Origin of the sequence: Enteractinococcus fodinae, from assembly GCF_031458395.1 — a bacterium.
GTDB lineage: Bacteria > Actinomycetota > Actinomycetes > Actinomycetales > Micrococcaceae > Yaniella > Yaniella fodinae.
On sequence record NZ_JAVDYJ010000001.1, the window covers coordinates 2,222,855 to 2,242,011 of the forward strand.

The following is a 19,157-nucleotide window of genomic DNA, read 5'->3' on the forward strand; positions in this document are numbered from 1 at the left end:
TTGACACGCGCACTGCCGCCGAGCAATTGTGTTTCCCCGAAAGCGTGGCGCACCGGTCGATCACCGTCAGAGAACGCTGTGCTACGAATTCGCACTTTGGCTTCGAATTGGTATGATGGACTCCGGCCCCTCACGCGGTGTCATCTTACTCAACTCCCCCAGGGCAGGAATGCAGCAAGGGTAGGTATGCTCTGGCAGGTGCGTGAGGGGCTCCTTGATTTAATACTTTCAGGGACCCCTTTCGCAGGGTCGAGGCATCGATCATCAGTCTGATCCTTGATGACCACTGACAACAAGTCCGGCCGAACATGCTGATCGCTACGATTCCGACACGCTGGTATTCGAGATACCCTCCACCCACCCCTTCGTGGTGTTGCGCTACTGCAGTGCGCTAGACGCCTGAAATCCCATCGCCGAGTTGTACACACCCATCGATAAACCCTTTGGACCAGGTGTGACCGGTGTTACGGTGGTACCACCGTAACCACTTACACCTTAGGAATACATGAGCCATACAGCAAAGAAAAAATTTCACAGCATGGGCCGTGTCACCGCTCTTGCCGCTGCTGTCGGTCTTGCGCTGACCGCCTGCGGAAACGGGGAGACTGCAGACACCGGCGACGAAGGTGGCGAAGACAACACCATCGACATTGCCATCAACCACGGTTGGGAAGAAGGCATCGCCGTCGCTGAGCTCTGGGCACTCATCCTGGAAGATGAAGGCTACGAAGTCAGCAAAAACTACATGGACCTCGCTCCGAGCTTCTCCGCACTGTCCACCGGTGACATGGACTTCAACATGAACATCTGGCAGCCGGTGACACATGAGGAATACCTCAACGAATACGGCGAAGACCTTGAAGAAGTTGGGGTCTGGAATAGCGACGCGAACCAAGTTATTGCGGTCAACGCTGATGCTCCCATCGACTCGCTGGATGAATTGGCTGACAACGCCGATCTATTCGATAGCGAACTGGTCGGCATTGAACCGGGTGCTGGTCTGACAGAACGCACCGAACAGTACGTTATCCCGGACTACGGCCTGGAAGACTGGGAGTTCACAACCTCCTCAACTCCAGCAATGCTGCAGGAAGTCGACACTGCCACCAGTGCTGGCGAAAACATCGCGTTCACCCTGTGGCGTCCGCACTGGGCTTTTAGCGCTTATGACATCAAAGCACTCGAAGACCCTGAAGAAGCTCTTGGTCAGGAAGAAAACATGACCATCTACGCTCGCAATGGCTTCTCTGACGATCATCCTGAAGTCTATGAATGGTTGTCGAACTTTGAGTTCGAAACAGACCTGCTGCAGGATCTTGAAGAAGACATGTTCGTTGAAGAAGTCTCACAAGACGACTACCCAGAGGTCGTGCGTGAGTGGATGGAAGAAAACCAAGAATGGGTTGACAGCCTCACAAACTAAGCACTACACGATCTGACAGGCGTCGACGAAAGAGAGCCTGCCGGCCCGTGGACGAACCGCATCGGCATCATCAACATTTGGCTTCCAACCAACGTTGATGATGACCTCGGTTTTCCACCCGGTGTCGGTGTGGAACTCTTCGTCGACGCCTGTGGCATTAAAGCCGGTCATCGGGCCCACCTGCAGACCGTGAGCACGTAGCCCCAGGATGAGATACCCGATCTGTAAGTGTGCAGACCGTTGCCCAATCTCCCGGCGTGCCGCTGGATCGGGTTCCAGCTTTGCACGAGCCCCTTCACGGTGCGGTGCTAACACCTCTAAGTGATGGTGCCAATTTGGGTCCCACGCGGCAATAATCGTCATCGGCGCGGCCATGGTTTTATCACGGTTCCCGCGGCGCATATGCGGGCTCAGTCGCTGTTTTGCCTCGGGGCTGGCGATGAGGCTGAGACGCATCGGTTGGGAATTCATCTGCGTGGGGGCCCACCGGATGTCCTCGTAGACTGCGGCGATCACGGCCGGATCCACGGGCTCAGCAGCAAAAGTCTTGATGGTATGCGCTTGGACAAACAGCGCATCCAGGACTTCCCGAGGCACCCCAGCCTCGGCAGCGGGACCGTGGAACACCATGCGTTTTCCTTTCCTCAGCTTCGAAGAATACAGTCTATTGTGACAGTTCGGCCAGCAGATAATGCTGGTAACGATTCGCCCGTCAGCACGCTAGGGTATTGAGAGTGACCACCGCTTTATATCGCCGCTACCGTCCCGATACGTTTGAAGAAGTCATCGGTCAAGAGCACGTTACCGTGCCGTTGGCCAACGCTATCGACAAGCACCGGATTAACCACGCCTACCTGTTTTCCGGTCCTCGTGGTTGCGGTAAAACCACCTCGGCCCGCATCCTTGCGCGCTGCCTAAACTGCGCCCAGGGACCCACGGCAACCCCCTGTGGGACCTGTGAGTCGTGCACCGATTTGGCTACCGGGGGTCCGGGATCGCTCGATGTTATTGAAATTGACGCGGCCTCGCACGGTGGTGTGGATGATGCGCGCGATCTGCGCGAGCGCGCGACATTTGCCCCGACGCGTGACCGGTACAAGATTTTCATTATTGACGAAGCGCATATGGTCACCTCGGCCGGTTTCAACGCGCTGTTGAAGATCGTCGAAGAACCGCCAGAACACATCAAGTTTATTTTTGCTACGACCGAACCCGATAAGGTCATCGGGACCATCCGCTCGCGCACCCACCACTACCCATTCCGGTTAGTGCCACCAGAGCCGTTGATGGCGTATCTGGAAACGCTGGCGTCGGCGGAGCACGTCACGATCGCCCCGGGCGTGTTGTCGCTGGTGATCCGCGCCGGTGGCGGATCGGTCCGTGACACGCTGTCGGTGCTGGACCAACTCATCGCCGGGGCCACCGAAGAAGGGGTCAGCTACGAGCTGGCCGTCAACCTGCTGGGGTTCACGCCCGAGAACCTCTTAGACGATGTGGTCAATGCCCTGGCCGCAGAGGACTCCGCCACGGTATTCCGGGTGGTCGATCAGGTCGTGCAATCCGGGCAAGATCCGGAACGCTTCGTACAGGACCTGTTGGAACGCTTCCGTGATGTCGTGATCGTCAAGGCGGCCCCGCAAGACGCTGCGGGGATTTTGCACGGCATGCCGGCTGACCAACTGCGTCGGTTAGAAGCCCAGGCCAACCAGCTGGGAGCTGCCGAAGTATCCCGGGCCGCAGATATCACTGCCGCAGCGCTGACCCAAATGTCGGGTGCGACCTCTCCGCGCCTACACCTTGAATTACTCATGGCCCGGCTGATGTTACCGGCCACCGATGAAACCGAACGCGGTCTTGCCGCACGCATGGATCGGTTGGAGCGCCGCCTCGAGTACGGCGGGGTCCCCGAAACAACTGCTGCCCCTGCCCAGCCCGAGCCGAACCAGCCTGCAGCGACTGCGCCTGCACAGTCTGAGGAGGCAGGCCTTTCTGGTGCTGCCGCCGCGCGCGCAGCGTTGGCTCGTGATCGCATCGCAGCCGAAGAGGCCCAAGAACAACCCCAAGACGAGCCCGTCCAACAACCGCAACAGGCGGCCCCGGCCGAGACACAACGGGCCCCTGCACCACAGCAACAGCAGCCTGCTGCCGAGCCGGAACAACCGCAAGCGCAACCGCAGGCTGAACCAATTGCGCTACCGGCCGCACCGCAGCCAGCTCAACAGCAGCAACCCGCTGCGCCACCGCGTCAGCAAGAGCCACCGGTCCCCCAGCAGCCGGCGGAACGCGCCCCACAAGCTGAGCGCCCAGCCGAGCCAGCGCCACAACAGCCCGCTGCGCCACCACAGCACCAAGCGGCCGCGTCAGAACAAAAACAACAACCTTCCCAAGTCGAGATGGTTCGCCGCGCGTGGCCCGAAGTGCTCGAGTTTCTGAAAAACGAATCTCGGCTGATCTGGATGACCGTCAACGGCAACGCCCAAGTGGTGGGCTACGACGGCAAATTACTCACCATTGGGTTCGATAACGACGGGGCCCGCAACACCGTACAAATGCGCGGCGGTGAGAAACTGCTCGCCGCCGGTTTCAACCACGTTCTGGGGATCCAGCCGGAGTTGGATCTCATTTCGGGCACGTCAGATGGTGGTTCCCCAAAAGGCCCTAGCCGCCAGGCTCGGCCACAGCTGCAACCTCCAGCACAGCGATCACCGCAGCAACCCGCGCAACGTCCCGAACAGGCGCCACCGGTGGGCGGTCCGCCGCCCCATCAATCCGGTGGCGGCCCTCAACCGCCACAGCAGGCTGCGCCGGCGTCTCCGGTCTCCCCTGCGTCGCCAGCATCGCCACCCTCACCGACCTCGCCCAGTTCGCCCAGCTCACCGCAGGCCGAGCCACCAGTTTCGCACTCGCAGCAACCGACTGCACCTCCACAGCAGAGCCGCCCGCAACCACAGCACCCCGCATCACCACCGACACAGCAACAGCCTGCCCCACAGCAGCCGGCCGCGCCTCAACAGCCGCCGCAGTCACCGCCAGCAGGTGTCGCCGGGTGGGGCACTGGCGAACCCAACCAAGCGTGGGGCCAACCGGAACCCGACTGGGGGCAGCCCGATCCGAACTGGGGGCCACCAGAAGATGAGTGGATGCCACCAGAGGACCCGTGGTACCGCGAACCACAGGGTGGACAACCGCTGCCTCCCGAAGCCCAGCCACCTGCTGAACCACCCGCAGCCAGTGGGCCGACCGCACCTGAACAACTAACGCCTCCGACCACCGGGCAGCAACAACCACCCGCGGCCGAACCGGAAGCGCCACCGGCAGAACCAGAGCTACCCAGTCAGCCAGATCCGATCGCTGCCGACGGTTACGCCGGCTTCATCCCGCGTGAGGACCCAGCTGATGAACCGTTTGCCCCGGCATTTGCCAAGTCTGAAGCCGAACTGCGCGAGGAGTTTCAACGACGTTTTAGCGACGTCATTCCAGCCAGCCCTGGGACCAGCAAGCCTCAACAGCAAGGCACCAAACCCGCAGGGTCGCGCTTTGCCGATATGGTCGCCCAATACGGCGGCCAGCAGGCAAACCAGCAAGACACCCCACCGGCCGCGCACAAGGACGAACCAGCAGACGACGATGACGACGACTACGCCTCGGATGATGACGTCATCATCGAAGAATCCGGTCTGGCCGGTCGCGCCGTCGTCGAAGAAGTGCTCAACGCCCGCCTGGTTGAAGAACGCAACCCTGACGGCACACCCAAACTTTAAGACCCCCTGAATCCAACGAAAGAAGGCACCAACACGTGTACGACGGTGCAGTACAGTCTCTGATTGATGAATTGGGCAGGCTCCCGGGCATCGGCCCCAAGTCTGCCCAGCGCATCGCCTTCCATATTCTTGAAGCCTCCGAAGAAGACATGGTCGCGCTGGCCACGGCAATCACCGATGTGAAGTCCAAGATTCGGTTGTGCGAAATCTGCTTCAACGTCTCCGAACACGACCGGTGTGCCATCTGTCGCGACGACAACCGCGACACCGGCCTATTGTGTGTGGTCGAAGAATCCCAAGATGTTCTGGCCATCGAACGCACCCGCACCTTCAACGGGCGCTATCATGTGCTGGGCGGGGCCATCAATCCCATCGGTGGCATCGGGCCCGAACAACTTCGGGTTCGCGAGTTACTCACCAGACTCCAAGATGACACGGTCAAAGAAGTCATCATCGCCACTAACCCCAACCTGGAGGGCGAAGCCACCGCAACATACCTAACCCGCATGTTGGCGCCGGTCGGGATGACGCTGTCGCGCCTGGCCTCCGGACTGCCGGTCGGCGGCGATCTGGAATACGCCGACGAAGTGACCCTGGGCAGAGCGTTCGAAGGTCGACGCAAACTCGGCGAAACGCCATAGGAGAGCCGTTACACTTAAGCGCAGTCCCATTTTCTAACCACAAAGGTAGTTATGAGCCTGATCATCCAAAAATACGGCGGCTCGTCAGTAGCCGACGCCGAAGGCATCCAACGCGTCGCCCGCCGTGTGGTCGCCACCCAACGGGCCGGCCACCAAGTTGTTGTCGTGGTCTCCGCCATGGGTGACACCACAGATGACCTGCTGGATCTGGCCGCGCAAGTCACCGACGATGCCCCCAAACGGGAAATGGACATTCTGCTTTCCTCCGGTGAGCGCATCTCGATGGCTCTGTTGGCCATGGCCGTCAACGCCAATGGTTCCCAAGCCCGGTCTTTCACCGGCTCGCAAGCTGGCATGATGACCGATACCTATCACGGCCAAGCCCGCATCACCCGGGTCTCCCCCACCCGCATCAAAGAAGCCATCGACGACGGCAATATCGCCATCGTGGCCGGTTTCCAGGGCATGTCCCCCGAATCCAAAGACATCACCACAATGGGTCGCGGCGGCTCCGATACCACCGCCGTCGCACTCGCCGCAGCGCTCAACGCTGACGCGTGCGAAATTTACACCGACGTTGACGGCATCTACACCGCCGACCCACGCCTGGTCTCCTCCGCATCGCGAATCCACGAAATTTCTTCCGAAGAGATGCTGGAACTGGCCGCTTCGGGCTCCAAGATCCTCCACCTGCGTGCGGTCGAGTACGCCCGTCGATTTGGCGTCAAACTCCACGTCCGGTCCTCATTCACGGACGAAGAAGGCACCTGGGTGATCCCAGACGAGCAAGACACCATCCAACTACCAGAAGGCCAACCTATGGAACAGCCCATCGTCGCCGGTGTCGCCCACGACACCTCAGAAGCCAAAGTCACCATCATCGGGGTCCCGGACATTCCAGGCAAAGCCGCCGAGATCTTCAAGGTCATCGCCGATGCTCACACCAACATTGACATGATCGTCCAAAATCCATCGCGCGCAGGTGCCGGTGCCACCGACATCTCCTTCACCGTGCCGTTGGACCAGGGGAAAGAAGCCATCGCAGCACTGCGTGCCGCTCAAGAGCGCATCGGCTTTGAAGACGTGGCCCACCAGCGCAACATTGGCAAAATCTCCCTCATTGGTGCCGGCATGCGTTCCAACCCCGGGGTCTCAGCCACCTTCTTCGATGCCCTGCACCGCGCCGGAGCCAACATCGATCTGATCTCCACGTCCGAGATTCGGATCTCGGTGGTCACTGCCGAAGACAAACTGCAGGCTGCGGTCAAAGAGATTCACAGCGCTTTCGGGCTCGACGCCGAAGAAGAAGCCACCGTTCACGGCGGCACGGGACGCTAACCCGCTGCCCTTCGTCAGGCCCACGGCCACATGCCACCGCAGAGATCGCTCGGATTTCTGCGGTGGCGTTGTTTTGTGCTACACAAACGCAAACATCTGCTTGCCCGCCGAGTTGACAGATTAGTGTGGACTCCTAACGGCACTGATGCCGTCGGTGGCGGGAAGGAGGCAGGATGTTGGGTTCAGATTTCGATGTAACCGGTACCGAAACCGTTCGCCAAACAGGCCAAACCTTCCTCGAAAAACTTCGCGCCGAGGATCAGCATCCTGGCCCGCACGGGGCGACCCCGTTTCCGATCGCCAGTGATATCACCGGTCTGGCATTGCGATATCATCCCGGCTCCCAAGTACGATTCTTAGAACCATGTCTTGGCACCGGTATCTTCTTTTCCACCCTGCTCCACGAAGCAGATAACCGCGGCGACGAGCTGGAAATCGTTGCAGCCCACGGTGTCGAACGCGAAGAACAATTTGCCGTGTTAGCGCATGACCTCTGGGCGCCTGCCGGGTTAACGGTGCACGAGCTGGACTTTTTGAGCTTGGGTGCATCCGATGCGCCCAAAGCCACGATGGTGTTGTCTCGTCCCCCGGTGACACAACATCACCGGCTGTCGTCAGACCTCAAAATACGCGCCGCCGATGCAGCAGAAGCCGCAACCGGTATCCGCCCGACCGGCCTCACGGACCTGTATAACCACTTCGTGTTGGCCACCCACCAGTTCCTAGCTGACGGTGCGGTCTCCGCCTGGCTATTGCCGACGAAATTCTTGCATCACAGCGCAGGTCAGGCAACGCGCACCTATCTGGCTACAAAGGTCCGAATGCAGCGCATTCACAATTTTGAAAGCGGCGCCCTGGGCTTCAGCGGCTACCGCGAAGAAATCCTTGACTGGTCACTCGTGGTCTTCACCAACGAGCCCGCCAAACCAACCGACACGGTCGAGCTCACTGGCGGGGAAATTTTTGGTGCCGACACCAACACCACCGTCACCTATGAGGAACTCAACTCAAGCACGGATTGGACCGAATACTGGCACAACAGTGATCCAACGCTCACCAAACCGCCGACGCTGGAGGACTTTTTCTTCATCCGACGCGGGTGGGAGGTACCCGGCGGTGACTTCTTTATCGAGTCCGAAAACCGTGCCTGGGCGTTCGGGATTCAGCCCTTCCACATGCATCCGATGCTGCCCCCGCCTGAAGATGTCACCACCGAGATCATTGAAGCCGACCAGTGGGGGTACCCGGTCGGTGAAGACCGAAAAGTCATCCTCACCGCCCACGACGATGAAAACATCTTAGAAGACAAAGATCCAGCGTTGCTGCGGTACCTACAGTCAGCCAACGGTGACACTCGCGCAGCAGCGAAACGCCCGGAATCACAACTGTGGTACAGCCTGCATCTACGTCGTCCGGCGCCCATCCTGGTCCAGCCGGCCACCGAAGAAGACCCCGGGCCCTTCCGCTTTATTATCAACGAATCAGAGGGCATCGCCGGGCCCGGGTGGATCACCATGTCACCGAATCTTGGTTTCGCCAAACCATGGTTTTTAGATAATGACATCGACTGGCACGAACTCGTCAAAATTTTAGCGTCCATCCCCGCCCCGGATGGCTCCACTAAGCCTGAGCTTTTACCCTCTGTGGTGGCTTCGTTGGACGCAACCGGGGTTGCCGATTGGCTTGCCGGTTTCGACTAGTCTGTCTCACGCGGCGGGCACCTGCGTGCCGCACAGGTCGCCGACCGGATATCGAAGTGCTTGCTTCGACCTATTCATTTTTTGCACCACTATGTTCGATAAAATCAAGGATGCCAATTGGTAGATCCCAGATCAGGAGCAATCATGCCCACAATCGTCGTCGAAGTCATGCCGAAACCAGAAGTGCTTGACCCGCAAGGTAAAGCCATCGATGCTCGGCTGCCCGAACTCGGGTTTCGCGAGTTTTCCGCCGTCCGACAAGGCAAACGCTTTGAACTGACCGTCGAAGGCGAAGTCACCGACGACGTCTTGGATCGTGCCAGAACCTTGGCAGCAGAATTATTCGCTAACCCCTCGACCGAATATATTGCCAACGTCGAGGTGGCCAAATGAGCGAACCCAACATTGGCGTCGTAATGTTCGACGCGGCAACCGATGCGGCCTCGGTCATTCGAGCCGTCGAGCTGGCCGGTGGCACACCGGTCACCTTGCACCCCAAGACAACGGTCGCCCCGGACCTGGCCGACCTCTCTGTGGTCATTCTGCCGGGCGGATTTTCCTACGGTGACTATCTCCGGGCCGGCGCCCTGGCGGCGACGCAGCCGATCATGCGGGTCCTGGCGGAAGCCGTCGAAGCCGAAGAGATCACCGTTATCGGATTGGGCAATGGCTTCCAAGTACTGACTGAAGCAGGCCTGCTACCGGGTGCGTTTGTCGCCAACGCCACCCCCCGATACCACCACACCGAAGTGGACTTCATTATCGCCAATAACAGCTCGGCCATGACCAACGCCTATGAACTCGGCCAACAAGTTCGCCTCGTCCAAAAAGGCGCCTACGCCCAGTACACCGCGACAGCCCAAGAGCTGGAAGCGCTCGAAGAACGAGGCAATGTACTCATCCGCGCCAAAGACTCTGCAACCGGTTCCGATATTGCGGGAATTAGCTCGGCTGACGGCCTGGTGTTGGGACTGATGGCAAGCCCAGAGTATGCGATCGAAGAAGGCTTCGGAACAGACCATCCAGACGGCCCCGGTATGGGTGTGGATGGTCAAGGATTATTTGTCTCAGTTGTGCGTGCTGCCGGTGCGATCAACGGTGAAGGAGTTGTCGGTGAGTAAAGAACAACTAGATACGGTCGCCCACGCCGACCAGACCCCCGAGGCGGAGCAGTCATGGGCAGCGCTGGGGTTGAACGCTGAGGAATATCAGCGCATCCGCGATATTCTGGGACGCCGCCCAACCGAAGCGGAACTGGCGATGTATTCCTCCATGTGGTCGGAGCACACGTCCTATAAATCCTCTAAAGTTCACCTGCGCCAGTTCGGCGAAAAAACCACCGACGAGATGCAGCGCAACATGCTGGTGGGCCTGGGCGAAAACGCCGGCGTGGTGGATCTAGGTGACGGTTGGGCCGTGACCTTCAAGGTCGAATCCCACAACTCACCCTCCTTCTTGGAACCCTTCCAGGGTGCCGCCACCGGGATCGGTGGCGTGGTGCGCGACATCATCTCGATGGGCGCTCGCCCGGTCGCGGTGCTCGACTCGCTGCGGGTCGGCCACGAAGACCACGAAGACACCGCTCGCATCGTCAAAGGGGCGGTGGCCGGTGTCGGGCACTACGGCAACATCCTAGGGGTGCCCAATATTGCCGGGGAGATCTCCTTTGACTCGGTATTCCAGGGCAACCCGCTGGTCAACGCCGGAGCTGTCGGAGTCTTGCGCCACGAAGACTTGCGCTTGGCGCAGGCCTCGGGCACCGGCAACCGGATCGTCCTCTTCGGTGCTCGTACCGGTGGCGATGGCATCGGTGGCGCGGCGATGAGCTCCGCGGCCTTCGATGATGAAGGCGCGGCCAACACCCCGGTCGTCCAAGCCGGCGACCCGCTGCAAGAAAACGTGATCATCGAAGCCACCCTGGAACTGTTTGCCAAGTCATTGGTCGAAGGGATCCAGGACTTGGGTGCCGCCGGGATTGCCTGTGCTACCAGTGAGCTCGCCGCCGGTGGTGACGGGGGCATGCACATCGAACTGACCCACGTCTTGTTGCGCGATGAAGGCCTGACCGCCGGGGACATTTTGATGTCGGAATCTCAGGAACGCATGATGGCCGTGGTCACCCCGGACAATGCGGCCGCGTTTGAAGAGATCATGGCCAAATACGGGGTGGAGTACTCCTGGCTGGGTGAGGTCAACGACTCCGGCCGGTTGACAATTGACTGGAACGGCGAACGCATTGTCGATGTGGACCCCACGACCGTCGCAGACGGCGGACCGGTGTACGACCGACCATATGCGCGCCCAGACTGGCAAGACACCGTACAAGCCGATACGTTCCGCGCCTCAACTGCTGCAGCTGACCTACCCCAGACCGGCGAAGACCTCAAGGCTGCCGTCATCGAACTGATGAGCTCAGCCAATATGGCCGATCGCTCCTGGATCACTTCCCAGACTGACACCTCGGTGGGTGGCAACACCCGCCAGGCCGCGCCAAACGACGCAGGCGTGGTCCGGGTCGATGAAGAAACCGGGATGGGCTTTGGGTTAGCCATCGACTGCAACTCCCGCTATGTCTACTTGGACCCCTATCAGGGTTCGCAGCTGGCCGTGGCCGAGTCCTACCGCAACGTGGCCACCTCGGGAGCCACCCCAATGGGTATCTCCGACGGGTTGAACTTCGGCTCCCCCGAAGACCCCGGCGTGATGTGGCAGTTCGCTGAATCTACCCGCGGGATTGCCGATGCGTGCATGGAGCTGGGCGTCCCGGTCACCGGCGGCAACGTCTCGCTGTACAACCAGACGGTTGATACCCCGATTCACCCAACCCCGATGATCGTCACGCTGGGCCGCTACGACGATGTCGCCACCGCGGTCCCCTCGTGGCTGCACCCAGCCTTCGACGGATCAGCGATCTACCTGCTGGGCGAGACTTTCGATGAACTGGACGGCTCACAGTTTGCCCACCTGCGCGGTCACTTAGGTGGCGTGCCGCCAAGGGTTGACCTCGCCAAAGAGCGGCAACTGGCGGGTCTATTGTCCAACGCTTCACGCACTCACATGCTTGATGCAGCCCACGATCTTTCCGATGGTGGCCTGGCCGGTGCCCTAGCCGACATGGTACTCACCGCCGGGGTCGGTATGCGTATTAACCTCAACTACGTCACCGAACGCGACGGCATCGACGCGTTCACCGCGCTGTTTTCGGAATCGCAGGGCCGCGCACTGGTGGCCGTCCCGCTATCCGAAGAAGTCCGCTTCCGCGGAATCACCGAATCCCGCGGCTACCCATCGTTGCGCATCGGTGTTGTCGACGCTAACTCGGCGGCCCTGGAAATCCAGGACCTCTTCACCGCGAGCATTGATGAACTACGCGAAGGCTGGGCCACGGCTCTGCCACGCCGTTTCGGACACTAAGAACCAACACTGAACTGGTGGGATGCTGCAGGCATCCCACCAGTTGTGCTGTACAGCAATAATCCAGCACGGGAATGGCTCTGGTGTACTTGCATCTCGTTAGAATAGTCCTAGTTGAAAACGTATTGATGAGGTAGGCAGTGTCCGAGTCCACCCCGCTGCACGACAGTGCGGCAGCGTCTGGCCGTGGAAGCTCCCAAGTGGACATCACGGCCGAAAATCGCCACGGATTGTTGCAAGCCCGCGGCGTGACCGACCCGGGGGTCATCGATGACCAGCGTTTATTGGACTACGGCCTCTCGACCCAAGAGGTCAAACAGCGCACCGACCTGCAGCTGAACAACATCCAACCCGATGACACCTCGCGCTCACTGATCGCGATCCTGCGAGCGCACGTCTTCACCTTATTCAATCTGGTGATCTTTCTGTGTGCGCTCGGCATCGTAGCCCTCGGCCGCTGGTTGGATCTGCTCTTTGCCATCGCCGCGGTGACCAACGTGATCATCGGGGTCGTGCAAGAGTATTCAGCCAAGCTCAAACTCGATCGCATTGCGCTATTGCATCAGGACGGCATCGTCGTCCGACGCAATGGGGAAAACGTCGAAATCAACATCGCTGAGGCCGTGCTCGATGATGTCGTCTTTTTGCGGGCCGGAGATCAAGTCCCCGCCGACGGGCTCGTGCTGGCGTCTGAAAGTCTGGATGTCGATGAATCGCTGATCACCGGAGAAGCCGACGCCGTCTATAAACCCGCGGGGGCGACCGTTTTATCGGGCACTTCGGTCGTTGCAGGCAATGCCTATTTTCGGATCACCGGTGTCGGCCAAGACTCTCATGCGGCACAACTGACCACCCGCGCCCGACAATTCACCAAAGCCCACTCCGAACTCCGCACCGCCCTAGATAAGGTCGCCGGCTGGATCACCATCGCGCTGATCCCGTTGATCGCTGTGGTCTCCTGGGGCCAGATCAAGGCCCTAGGTGGTTGGCAGCAGGTGGTGGCCGATGGCAGCCTTGATTCGGCGCTGGTTGCTACCATCGCCGGGATCACCACGATGATCCCGCAAGGCCTTGCCTTGATGACGACCATTTCATTTGCGGTGGCTGCCCTGAATTTGACCAGTAAAAAGGTGCTGATCCAGGAACAGCCCGCCGTAGAAATCCTGGCCCGCGTCGATACCGTGTGTCTGGATAAGACCGGTACCCTGACCGAAGGCAGCATGCAATTTTCGTCGGCCACCCAGCTGGCAGAGACGGATCGTGGCTGGCGACTCGTGTTGGGCCACATCGGGGCTGACCCCAATGCCAATATCACCGCTGCCGCCCTGCGTGAACCGTTCCCCCAGACCCCGGAGCTACCGCAGACCGATGCTATCGCGTTTGCTTCGGAGCGACGTTGGTCAGCATTTGCCTTCGGATACCCCGGCGATACCGATGCTGCTGCTGGAGCCTGGGTCCTTGGCGCCCCCGACGCGCTCATCGATGCGCTGCAAGTTGATGCCTCCACGAAACACGCGTTCCACGAGCGCACCCGGAAGCTAGCAGCCACCGGGAAACGCACCATGATGTTGGCGCATTCAACCACGCCGTCTTCCACAGCTTTTGAGGACCATCCATGGTTTGGGGACTTTACCGAGCTCCCGGATGACCTCTCCCCTGCCGCGGTGTTGACCTTCGATGAAAAAGTCCGGGATGACGCGCGAGAAACGCTGGAATTCTTCCAGGCCCAGGGTGTGGAACTGAAAGTCATCTCTGGCGATTCCCCACACACGGTTGCCGCGGTGGCTCGCCAAATTGGGTGGGACCACACCGGCCCCGGCTATGACGCACGAAACTTGCCGGACACCCTCGAGGAGATGGCCGAGGTGATGACACAGTACTCGGTTTTTGGTCGAGTCTCACCCGACCAGAAGGAGCTGATGGTCAAGGCCTTACAGCATCGCGATCGTGTGGTGGCAATGACCGGAGATGGGGTCAATGATGCCCTGGCCGTGAAAACCGCCGACCTGGGGATCGCGATGGGAGATGCAGCAGCAGCGACCAAAGCCGTCTCGCGTATGGTGTTGCTCGATTCCAAATTCTCTCGTCTGCCGCATGTACTGGCCGAGGGGCGCAAGGTTATTGCCAATATGGAGCGTCTGGCGCACCTGTTCTTGGCCAAGACGACCTACGCTTTCGTGTTCGTCTTGTTCTTCTCGTTGTTGGCCTGGCAATACCCTGCTCTGCCGCGCCAGATGTCGACCGCTGATTTCCTCTTTATCGGGTTGGCGTCATTTATCTTGGCGCTCATGCCCAATGCTCGGCGTTACGTCCCGGGGTTTTTGTCCCGTGCTCTGAAGTTCGCCATCCCGTCGGGCATCGTGCTGGCCGCAACTTTGTGGGGTATCAATTGGTATGCCCGTGTGTGGGCCGGCGACATGAGTGGCGTCTTGCCTTGGGCTGGTGACGATCCCGGCGCACCGTTGGTGATGGAGCAACTCCAAACGGCCACCTTCATTACCCTGACTCTGACTGGGTTGTGGTTGCTCAACGTGGTGTCGCGCCCATTGAACTGGCAGAAGCTGTGCTTGCTGGTGCTGTTGCACATCGTGTTCGTGCTCGTGGTGGTCACCCCGATTTCGCAGTGGTATCACGAGTTCATTTTGCCGCCCACGCCCATTGTCGTCGCCGCGGTTGGGATAGCAGCGTTGGGTGCCGCGGGCATCGAGGTCGTGTATCGCATTCACGACGCTCGGGTGGCAGACACTCTGGAAGGCACAAGGTCGCAGACCTAACGCAACGCCATTAGGTGCACCCCGGGTTATTCGGCTTGCAGTGGCTCCCAGGTGAGTGGGCTGCCGTCACCACAATTGAACGTTACCGGGCGGGTGGATTCATCAGGGTTCGCTTCATCGGGAATACCTTCGTCATATTCCACACGGACTACCCACGTGGCGGGGTCCACTTCAGCCAGTGTCTCGGCATCTTTTGGATACGTTGCATTGAACGTTCCATCTTGGAGTTCGGGGCTGGTGTCCTGTTCGATTTCGTCCTCGTTCGTGCGAACCCCACTAAAAATCATCTCTCCGGCTTCATAGGTCGTATCAAGCTCGGCCAGGTCATCGACTGCTTCGCCTTGTAACTCAATGATGAAGCTGACTTCTCCCTGCTCCGTGAGCAACGTATCTGGATTAAAGAAGTCGCCGGTCATCGTGACTTCGTACGCGTCTTCGGTTTCACGCAGCTCTGCGGTATCCAACGTGTCACCGGAATAGTCTGCCGGGCCATCTGTCTGCTGATCGCTTGGCTCTGGATTGAACTCACAACGTGCCAGTCCAGGCTCGACGGTCCCACCGGCATCCGAATCGATCTCCTCGGATGGGGCCATGGTGTCTTGTTCAGCGTCTTCACCGGTATCGACGGAGTCTTCGGCTGGCGCGGTGCACCCTGCCAGCGCCAACAGGGCAAGCATTGAGGTGGTCACTGTTGCTTTCGCTAGACGTGTCGTCATGGTGGCCTATCCTTCTCCGATTGACTACTGAACGTTAACAGTGACATTATCTCAGGCTGATCTGCACAGAAAGAGCTGAGCTGTCGGAGCGGTAGCAAGAGTCTGAGGCAGGAGCAAGGCCCGGGGTCAGAATCCCCCGGGCCTTGGTACCGCAACCACAGAACCTCAGCGGTACTGCAGGATAGAATTTCCCGCCTCATATAACCACACAGGAACAACACATCTGCGTCTTCGGTAGCACCGCAAGTCTTCGCGACCTTCGGCATCTACCAGATGGTTTCCATCGTGACTCCATTATGCGTGTGACACCCATCACAGTCAACCCTTTGCTGGACAAATTTTTATCAGCATTGGGCGTCGACGAAGGGGTCCTCCGCAAAACCGTGGGTGACTTGGGGCAAGGAGGCTACTACGACATCGCAGGGAGAGCTTCTCTGCTCAGTCTCATCACCGGCAAGCTACGCAGCTCACCGGATCCCCACTTCTGGATATGGTTGCTCGGCGACGATTCGCTGGTAACCCAGATTCTTCAAGTCGATCGACCGATACTCGCCGGTGAGAATATGTTCGGCCAGGCCACGCCCGACACCGAGCGCGTGCATGAATCCGTAACCCAAGAAACCGGCGGCGAAATAAAAGTTTTCGAACTGCCCGGGTGCGCTGCCAATGATGGCGTGACCGTCGAAGCGGTTCTGATCATACAACCCCAAGTACGCTGTTCGACAAGGCGTCCTGCGGCAGGCAACCGGTGTTCTAGCGCAGGCTGAACGACTTCGGGATAGTAGTGCGGACCGATGATGACGTCCTCGCCACCGGGATGATTGAAGTCGACCAGTCCGGCTGAGACGCCACCGGCGTGGGCATCGATAGCCAGCCCGGCAACATCTTTGATGAACGGCAGATAGTTCAGGCTGCGCTCGGCAATCGCATAGCACTCATGCCGGCGATGAACAGATACCCGTTGGGCTGCCAGTGCCTCTGATGCGGGTTGGCCGTCTACAGCCACCACTCGTCCCAGGTTTTCAAAATTTACAGCGTGTACTACGGCAGCGCAATATTTTCCGGTCGGGTGAATAGCTGAAGAATCCCCCGGTGCCTTTCCCCGTGGCGGCAGTCGCGTAGGTCAGGTCGCGCTCAAATATCAGCACATCCAGTTCTGGGTCGGCCAATTCGAGATGCAGCGCGGTGGCATAGCCGACGATGCCACCGCCAATGACGATGACGGTTTCAATCAATGATCCGTCTGTCTATTGGCCTCACATGCGCCAACCGAGTGATCGCATGCGACCCTCAATTGATGGACACGTATCAGTCACCACGTTGAGGCCGGCAGCCAGTGCCTTATCGACCGCCGCCGGACTATCAACGCCGATTTGGAACCAGAGATTTTTCACGCCCTTGCGGATCGCTTCGTCGACCACCCCAACGGCAGCGTCACCATTCACAAAAACATGCACGACATCGATCGGGTGCGGTATTTCTGCGAGGCGGCCGTACGCTCGCTGACCATTCACGGGCTCGCGGCGTCGGTTGACCGGGATCACGTCCATGCCCAGTTCGGATTGTAGAAAGGCTGCGATGGATTTCGCGACACGACCCGGAGTGTCGGTGAGGCCCACAACGGCCCAGGTCGCGCCCGCGTCCGTGAGGAGAGTATCAACGAGTCCGGGAGCATTAGCCGCCTGAGGGCTGTTCGAAAGTTGAGTCATGGCACCACTATAGAGATGTGACACACGTCACGTCTAGCGTGGTGATTTACCTTCGTTGTTTCAAACCGTATCCTTAGAGTTGGTAAATCTTCAGGAGGTATCGTGGCCCAAGTGGTGTATTCAACGCGGTTAGCCCAGCTCTGTGCGGCTACCGGCGTGGAAACTGTGTTCATTCCCAAACAACTGTGGAACTCACAGCTCACCGATGCTTTTGGTGACGCAGAGGGCAATATCGCCACGATTGATGGAGTGACCGAGATCCACTACAAGGTCGTCAACACGGGGACCGCTGATGGGGCGGTCATGGCAGCTGCCGGATACCGTCAAGCCGGCGGCCCTCCCGCCGCCGTCGTGCTAGATGCTTCCCAGGACTTCCTGTCCACTCTAGAGACCATCGGTCAAGCAGCGCGGGACAAGCTGTCGATGGTGGTGATTGTGGTGGAGCCCGATGAGAAGTTCAACGGGGTGCACGCTAACTGGGCGGGACTGTTGACCGGCGTCGGTGCAGTCGCCGTACCGGCCGGCGACGCAGAAAACATTTCCCAAGCCATGGTTGATGTCATTGAGGGGCTCAATAAACAGCTACCTTCGGTATTGCTGGTGGACCCCGAAAACCTAAACACCGAGATCACCGACGAAGCGGAACCAGAATTTGCCGCACCCCGCACCGGAGCAGTCCCGCAAACCTCGCAGGTCGTGCGGGCCGCAAAATCCTTAGCGCAGGCGCGCTGGCCGCTGATTATTGCTGGCCGAGGTGCCCGTCACGCCAAGTCAGCTATGGTCGAATTGGCCAACACCACTGGGGCACTGCTGGCTACCTCTGCCGGAGCGCACGGGCTGTTCGAAGATCAGCCCTACAATATCGGGCTCATGGGCAAAATCGCTACCCCTTCAACCGCTGAATTAGCTCGAGGCGCCGACGTCATTGTCTCCTTTGGCTGTGCGCTGGATGACTGGACTACCCGCGAAGGCAAACTCATCGACCCCAACGCGGTACTTATTCAGGTCGATACGTCGCCTTGGGCCGTGGGCCGTTTTCTTCCGGTCTCGCAGTCATTAATCGCTGACGCACAAGCGGTGGCAACCGTGCTTGACCTTGAGGTCAGCAAACTCTTGAGCGAACCGAAGGTCGGTTACCGCACCGAGCAAACCCGCAAACGTTTAGAGACCAAGTACTGGAACTCTCGGCCAATCCCCGAGCACCAGTTGCGCGAAGATACCGTCGATCCGCGCGCCTTTTTGGCTCGACTCGAAGAGGTCTTGCCTAGGCAGCGGACGGTCGTCGTGGATCAATCGGCACAGGCCGGATACGCAACCAATTATTTACGGGTCCTCGACCACGAAGGGTACGTGTTTTTCCCAAGTGGTGCGGTGGTCGCCGGGATGGGTGCTTCCATCGCCCGCGAGGACCGCATGATCACGGTGGTCACACACGAGTCCGGACTGATGGATTCGTTGGCTGATTTTCGAACTGCGGTGTCGAACTTGCAACGCGGCGCACTGGTGGTCTTCCAGCAAGAAGCACCGGTGGTCGAAATGGCCCGGTACTATGGCCTGCCTGTCCATGAGATCACCAGTCTCGATCAGTTGCATGAGGGATTATTTGAATCTGGCGTGGTCGTCTTAGCGGTGCAGCAACATTAACCTCTGGTCGCGTACCTATTCGCGCTAATCGGTTCCA

Annotated in this window: 15 protein-coding genes and 1 other RNA gene; 11 read left to right on the forward strand and 5 right to left on the reverse strand. The window is 59.4% G+C overall.

Annotated elements, in window-relative coordinates; all coding sequences use genetic code 11:
• Nucleotides 1-121 precede the first annotated feature (121 nt).
• Together ffs and J2S62_RS10360 are read left to right on the forward strand one after the other, a co-directional pair.
• An RNA gene (gene ffs / locus J2S62_RS10355) (signal recognition particle sRNA small type) lies at nt 122-218 on the forward strand.
• A gap of 287 nt (nt 219-505) precedes the next feature.
• Complete coding sequence (locus J2S62_RS10360; protein ID WP_310174409.1) at nt 506-1,423, forward strand: glycine betaine ABC transporter substrate-binding protein; 918 nt, start codon at nt 506-508, stop codon at nt 1,421-1,423.
• 3 nt (nt 1,424-1,426) lie between these two features.
• On the opposite strand, the gene J2S62_RS10365 is transcribed toward J2S62_RS10360, so the two are convergent.
• Nucleotides 1,427-2,053, reverse strand: a complete 627-nt coding sequence (locus J2S62_RS10365; RefSeq protein WP_310174411.1) for a malonic semialdehyde reductase — start codon at nt 2,051-2,053, stop codon at nt 1,427-1,429.
• Nucleotides 2,054-2,157: 104 nt separating this feature from the next.
• Between J2S62_RS10365 and J2S62_RS10370 the strand changes: the two genes are divergently transcribed.
• The 8 genes from J2S62_RS10370 to J2S62_RS10405 all read left to right on the forward strand — a co-directional run bounded on the left by J2S62_RS10370 (nt 2,158) and on the right by J2S62_RS10405 (nt 15,051).
• Nucleotides 2,158-5,184 carry a DNA polymerase III subunit gamma and tau gene (locus tag J2S62_RS10370; RefSeq protein WP_310174413.1) on the forward strand — a complete coding sequence of 1,009 codons (3,027 nt, stop codon included), beginning with the start codon at nt 2,158-2,160 and terminating at the stop codon, nt 5,182-5,184.
• Nucleotides 5,185-5,219: 35 nt separating this feature from the next.
• Nucleotides 5,220-5,825, forward strand: coding sequence for a recombination mediator RecR (recR, locus tag J2S62_RS10375; protein WP_310174415.1), 606 nt, complete (start codon nt 5,220-5,222; stop codon nt 5,823-5,825).
• Nucleotides 5,826-5,876: 51 nt separating this feature from the next.
• Entirely contained in the window at nt 5,877-7,163 is a 1,287-nt protein-coding gene (locus J2S62_RS10380) for an aspartate kinase (RefSeq protein ID WP_310174417.1), read from the forward strand.
• Nucleotides 7,164-7,336: 173 nt separating this feature from the next.
• Nucleotides 7,337-8,863: a hypothetical protein gene (locus J2S62_RS10385; RefSeq protein ID WP_310174419.1), complete on the forward strand. Its 1,527-nt coding sequence runs from the start codon at nt 7,337-7,339 to the stop codon at nt 8,861-8,863.
• Between the two features lie 144 nt (nt 8,864-9,007).
• Nucleotides 9,008-9,256 (forward strand): phosphoribosylformylglycinamidine synthase subunit PurS, encoded by a 249-nt coding sequence (gene purS, locus J2S62_RS10390; RefSeq protein WP_310174420.1) that lies wholly within the window; start codon nt 9,008-9,010, stop codon nt 9,254-9,256.
• The gene (locus tag J2S62_RS10395) at nt 9,253-9,984 is read left to right on the forward strand and encodes a phosphoribosylformylglycinamidine synthase subunit PurQ (protein WP_310174422.1); all 732 of its coding nucleotides are present in this window, start codon (nt 9,253-9,255) and stop codon (nt 9,982-9,984) included. Before purS ends, J2S62_RS10395 begins: the two co-directional genes overlap by 4 nt.
• Complete coding sequence (gene purL, locus J2S62_RS10400; RefSeq protein ID WP_310174424.1) at nt 9,977-12,277, forward strand: phosphoribosylformylglycinamidine synthase subunit PurL; 2,301 nt, start codon at nt 9,977-9,979, stop codon at nt 12,275-12,277. Before J2S62_RS10395 ends, purL begins: the two co-directional genes overlap by 8 nt.
• A 140-nt stretch (nt 12,278-12,417) precedes the next feature.
• Nucleotides 12,418-15,051: an HAD-IC family P-type ATPase gene (locus tag J2S62_RS10405; RefSeq protein ID WP_310174427.1), complete on the forward strand. Its 2,634-nt coding sequence runs from the start codon at nt 12,418-12,420 to the stop codon at nt 15,049-15,051.
• A gap of 26 nt (nt 15,052-15,077) precedes the next feature.
• Here J2S62_RS10405 and J2S62_RS10410 read toward each other — a convergent pair whose 3' ends face one another.
• The 4 genes from J2S62_RS10410 to J2S62_RS10425 all read right to left on the reverse strand — a co-directional run bounded on the left by J2S62_RS10410 (nt 15,078) and on the right by J2S62_RS10425 (nt 17,476).
• Complete coding sequence (locus J2S62_RS10410) at nt 15,078-15,767, reverse strand: hypothetical protein (protein WP_310174428.1); 690 nt, start codon at nt 15,765-15,767, stop codon at nt 15,078-15,080.
• A gap of 529 nt (nt 15,768-16,296) precedes the next feature.
• Nucleotides 16,297-16,776, reverse strand: coding sequence for a hypothetical protein (locus J2S62_RS10415; protein ID WP_310174429.1), 480 nt, complete (start codon nt 16,774-16,776; stop codon nt 16,297-16,299).
• A gap of 13 nt (nt 16,777-16,789) precedes the next feature.
• Nucleotides 16,790-17,002: an FAD-dependent oxidoreductase gene (locus J2S62_RS10420; RefSeq protein ID WP_310174431.1), complete on the reverse strand. Its 213-nt coding sequence runs from the start codon at nt 17,000-17,002 to the stop codon at nt 16,790-16,792.
• Nucleotides 17,003-17,023: 21 nt separating this feature from the next.
• Nucleotides 17,024-17,476: a CoA-binding protein gene (locus tag J2S62_RS10425; RefSeq protein WP_310174433.1), complete on the reverse strand. Its 453-nt coding sequence runs from the start codon at nt 17,474-17,476 to the stop codon at nt 17,024-17,026.
• A gap of 102 nt (nt 17,477-17,578) precedes the next feature.
• On the opposite strand from J2S62_RS10425, the gene J2S62_RS10430 reads away from it, so the two are divergent.
• Nucleotides 17,579-19,120: a thiamine pyrophosphate-binding protein gene (locus J2S62_RS10430; protein WP_310174435.1), complete on the forward strand. Its 1,542-nt coding sequence runs from the start codon at nt 17,579-17,581 to the stop codon at nt 19,118-19,120.
• The last annotated feature ends 37 nt before the right edge of the window (nt 19,121-19,157 follow it).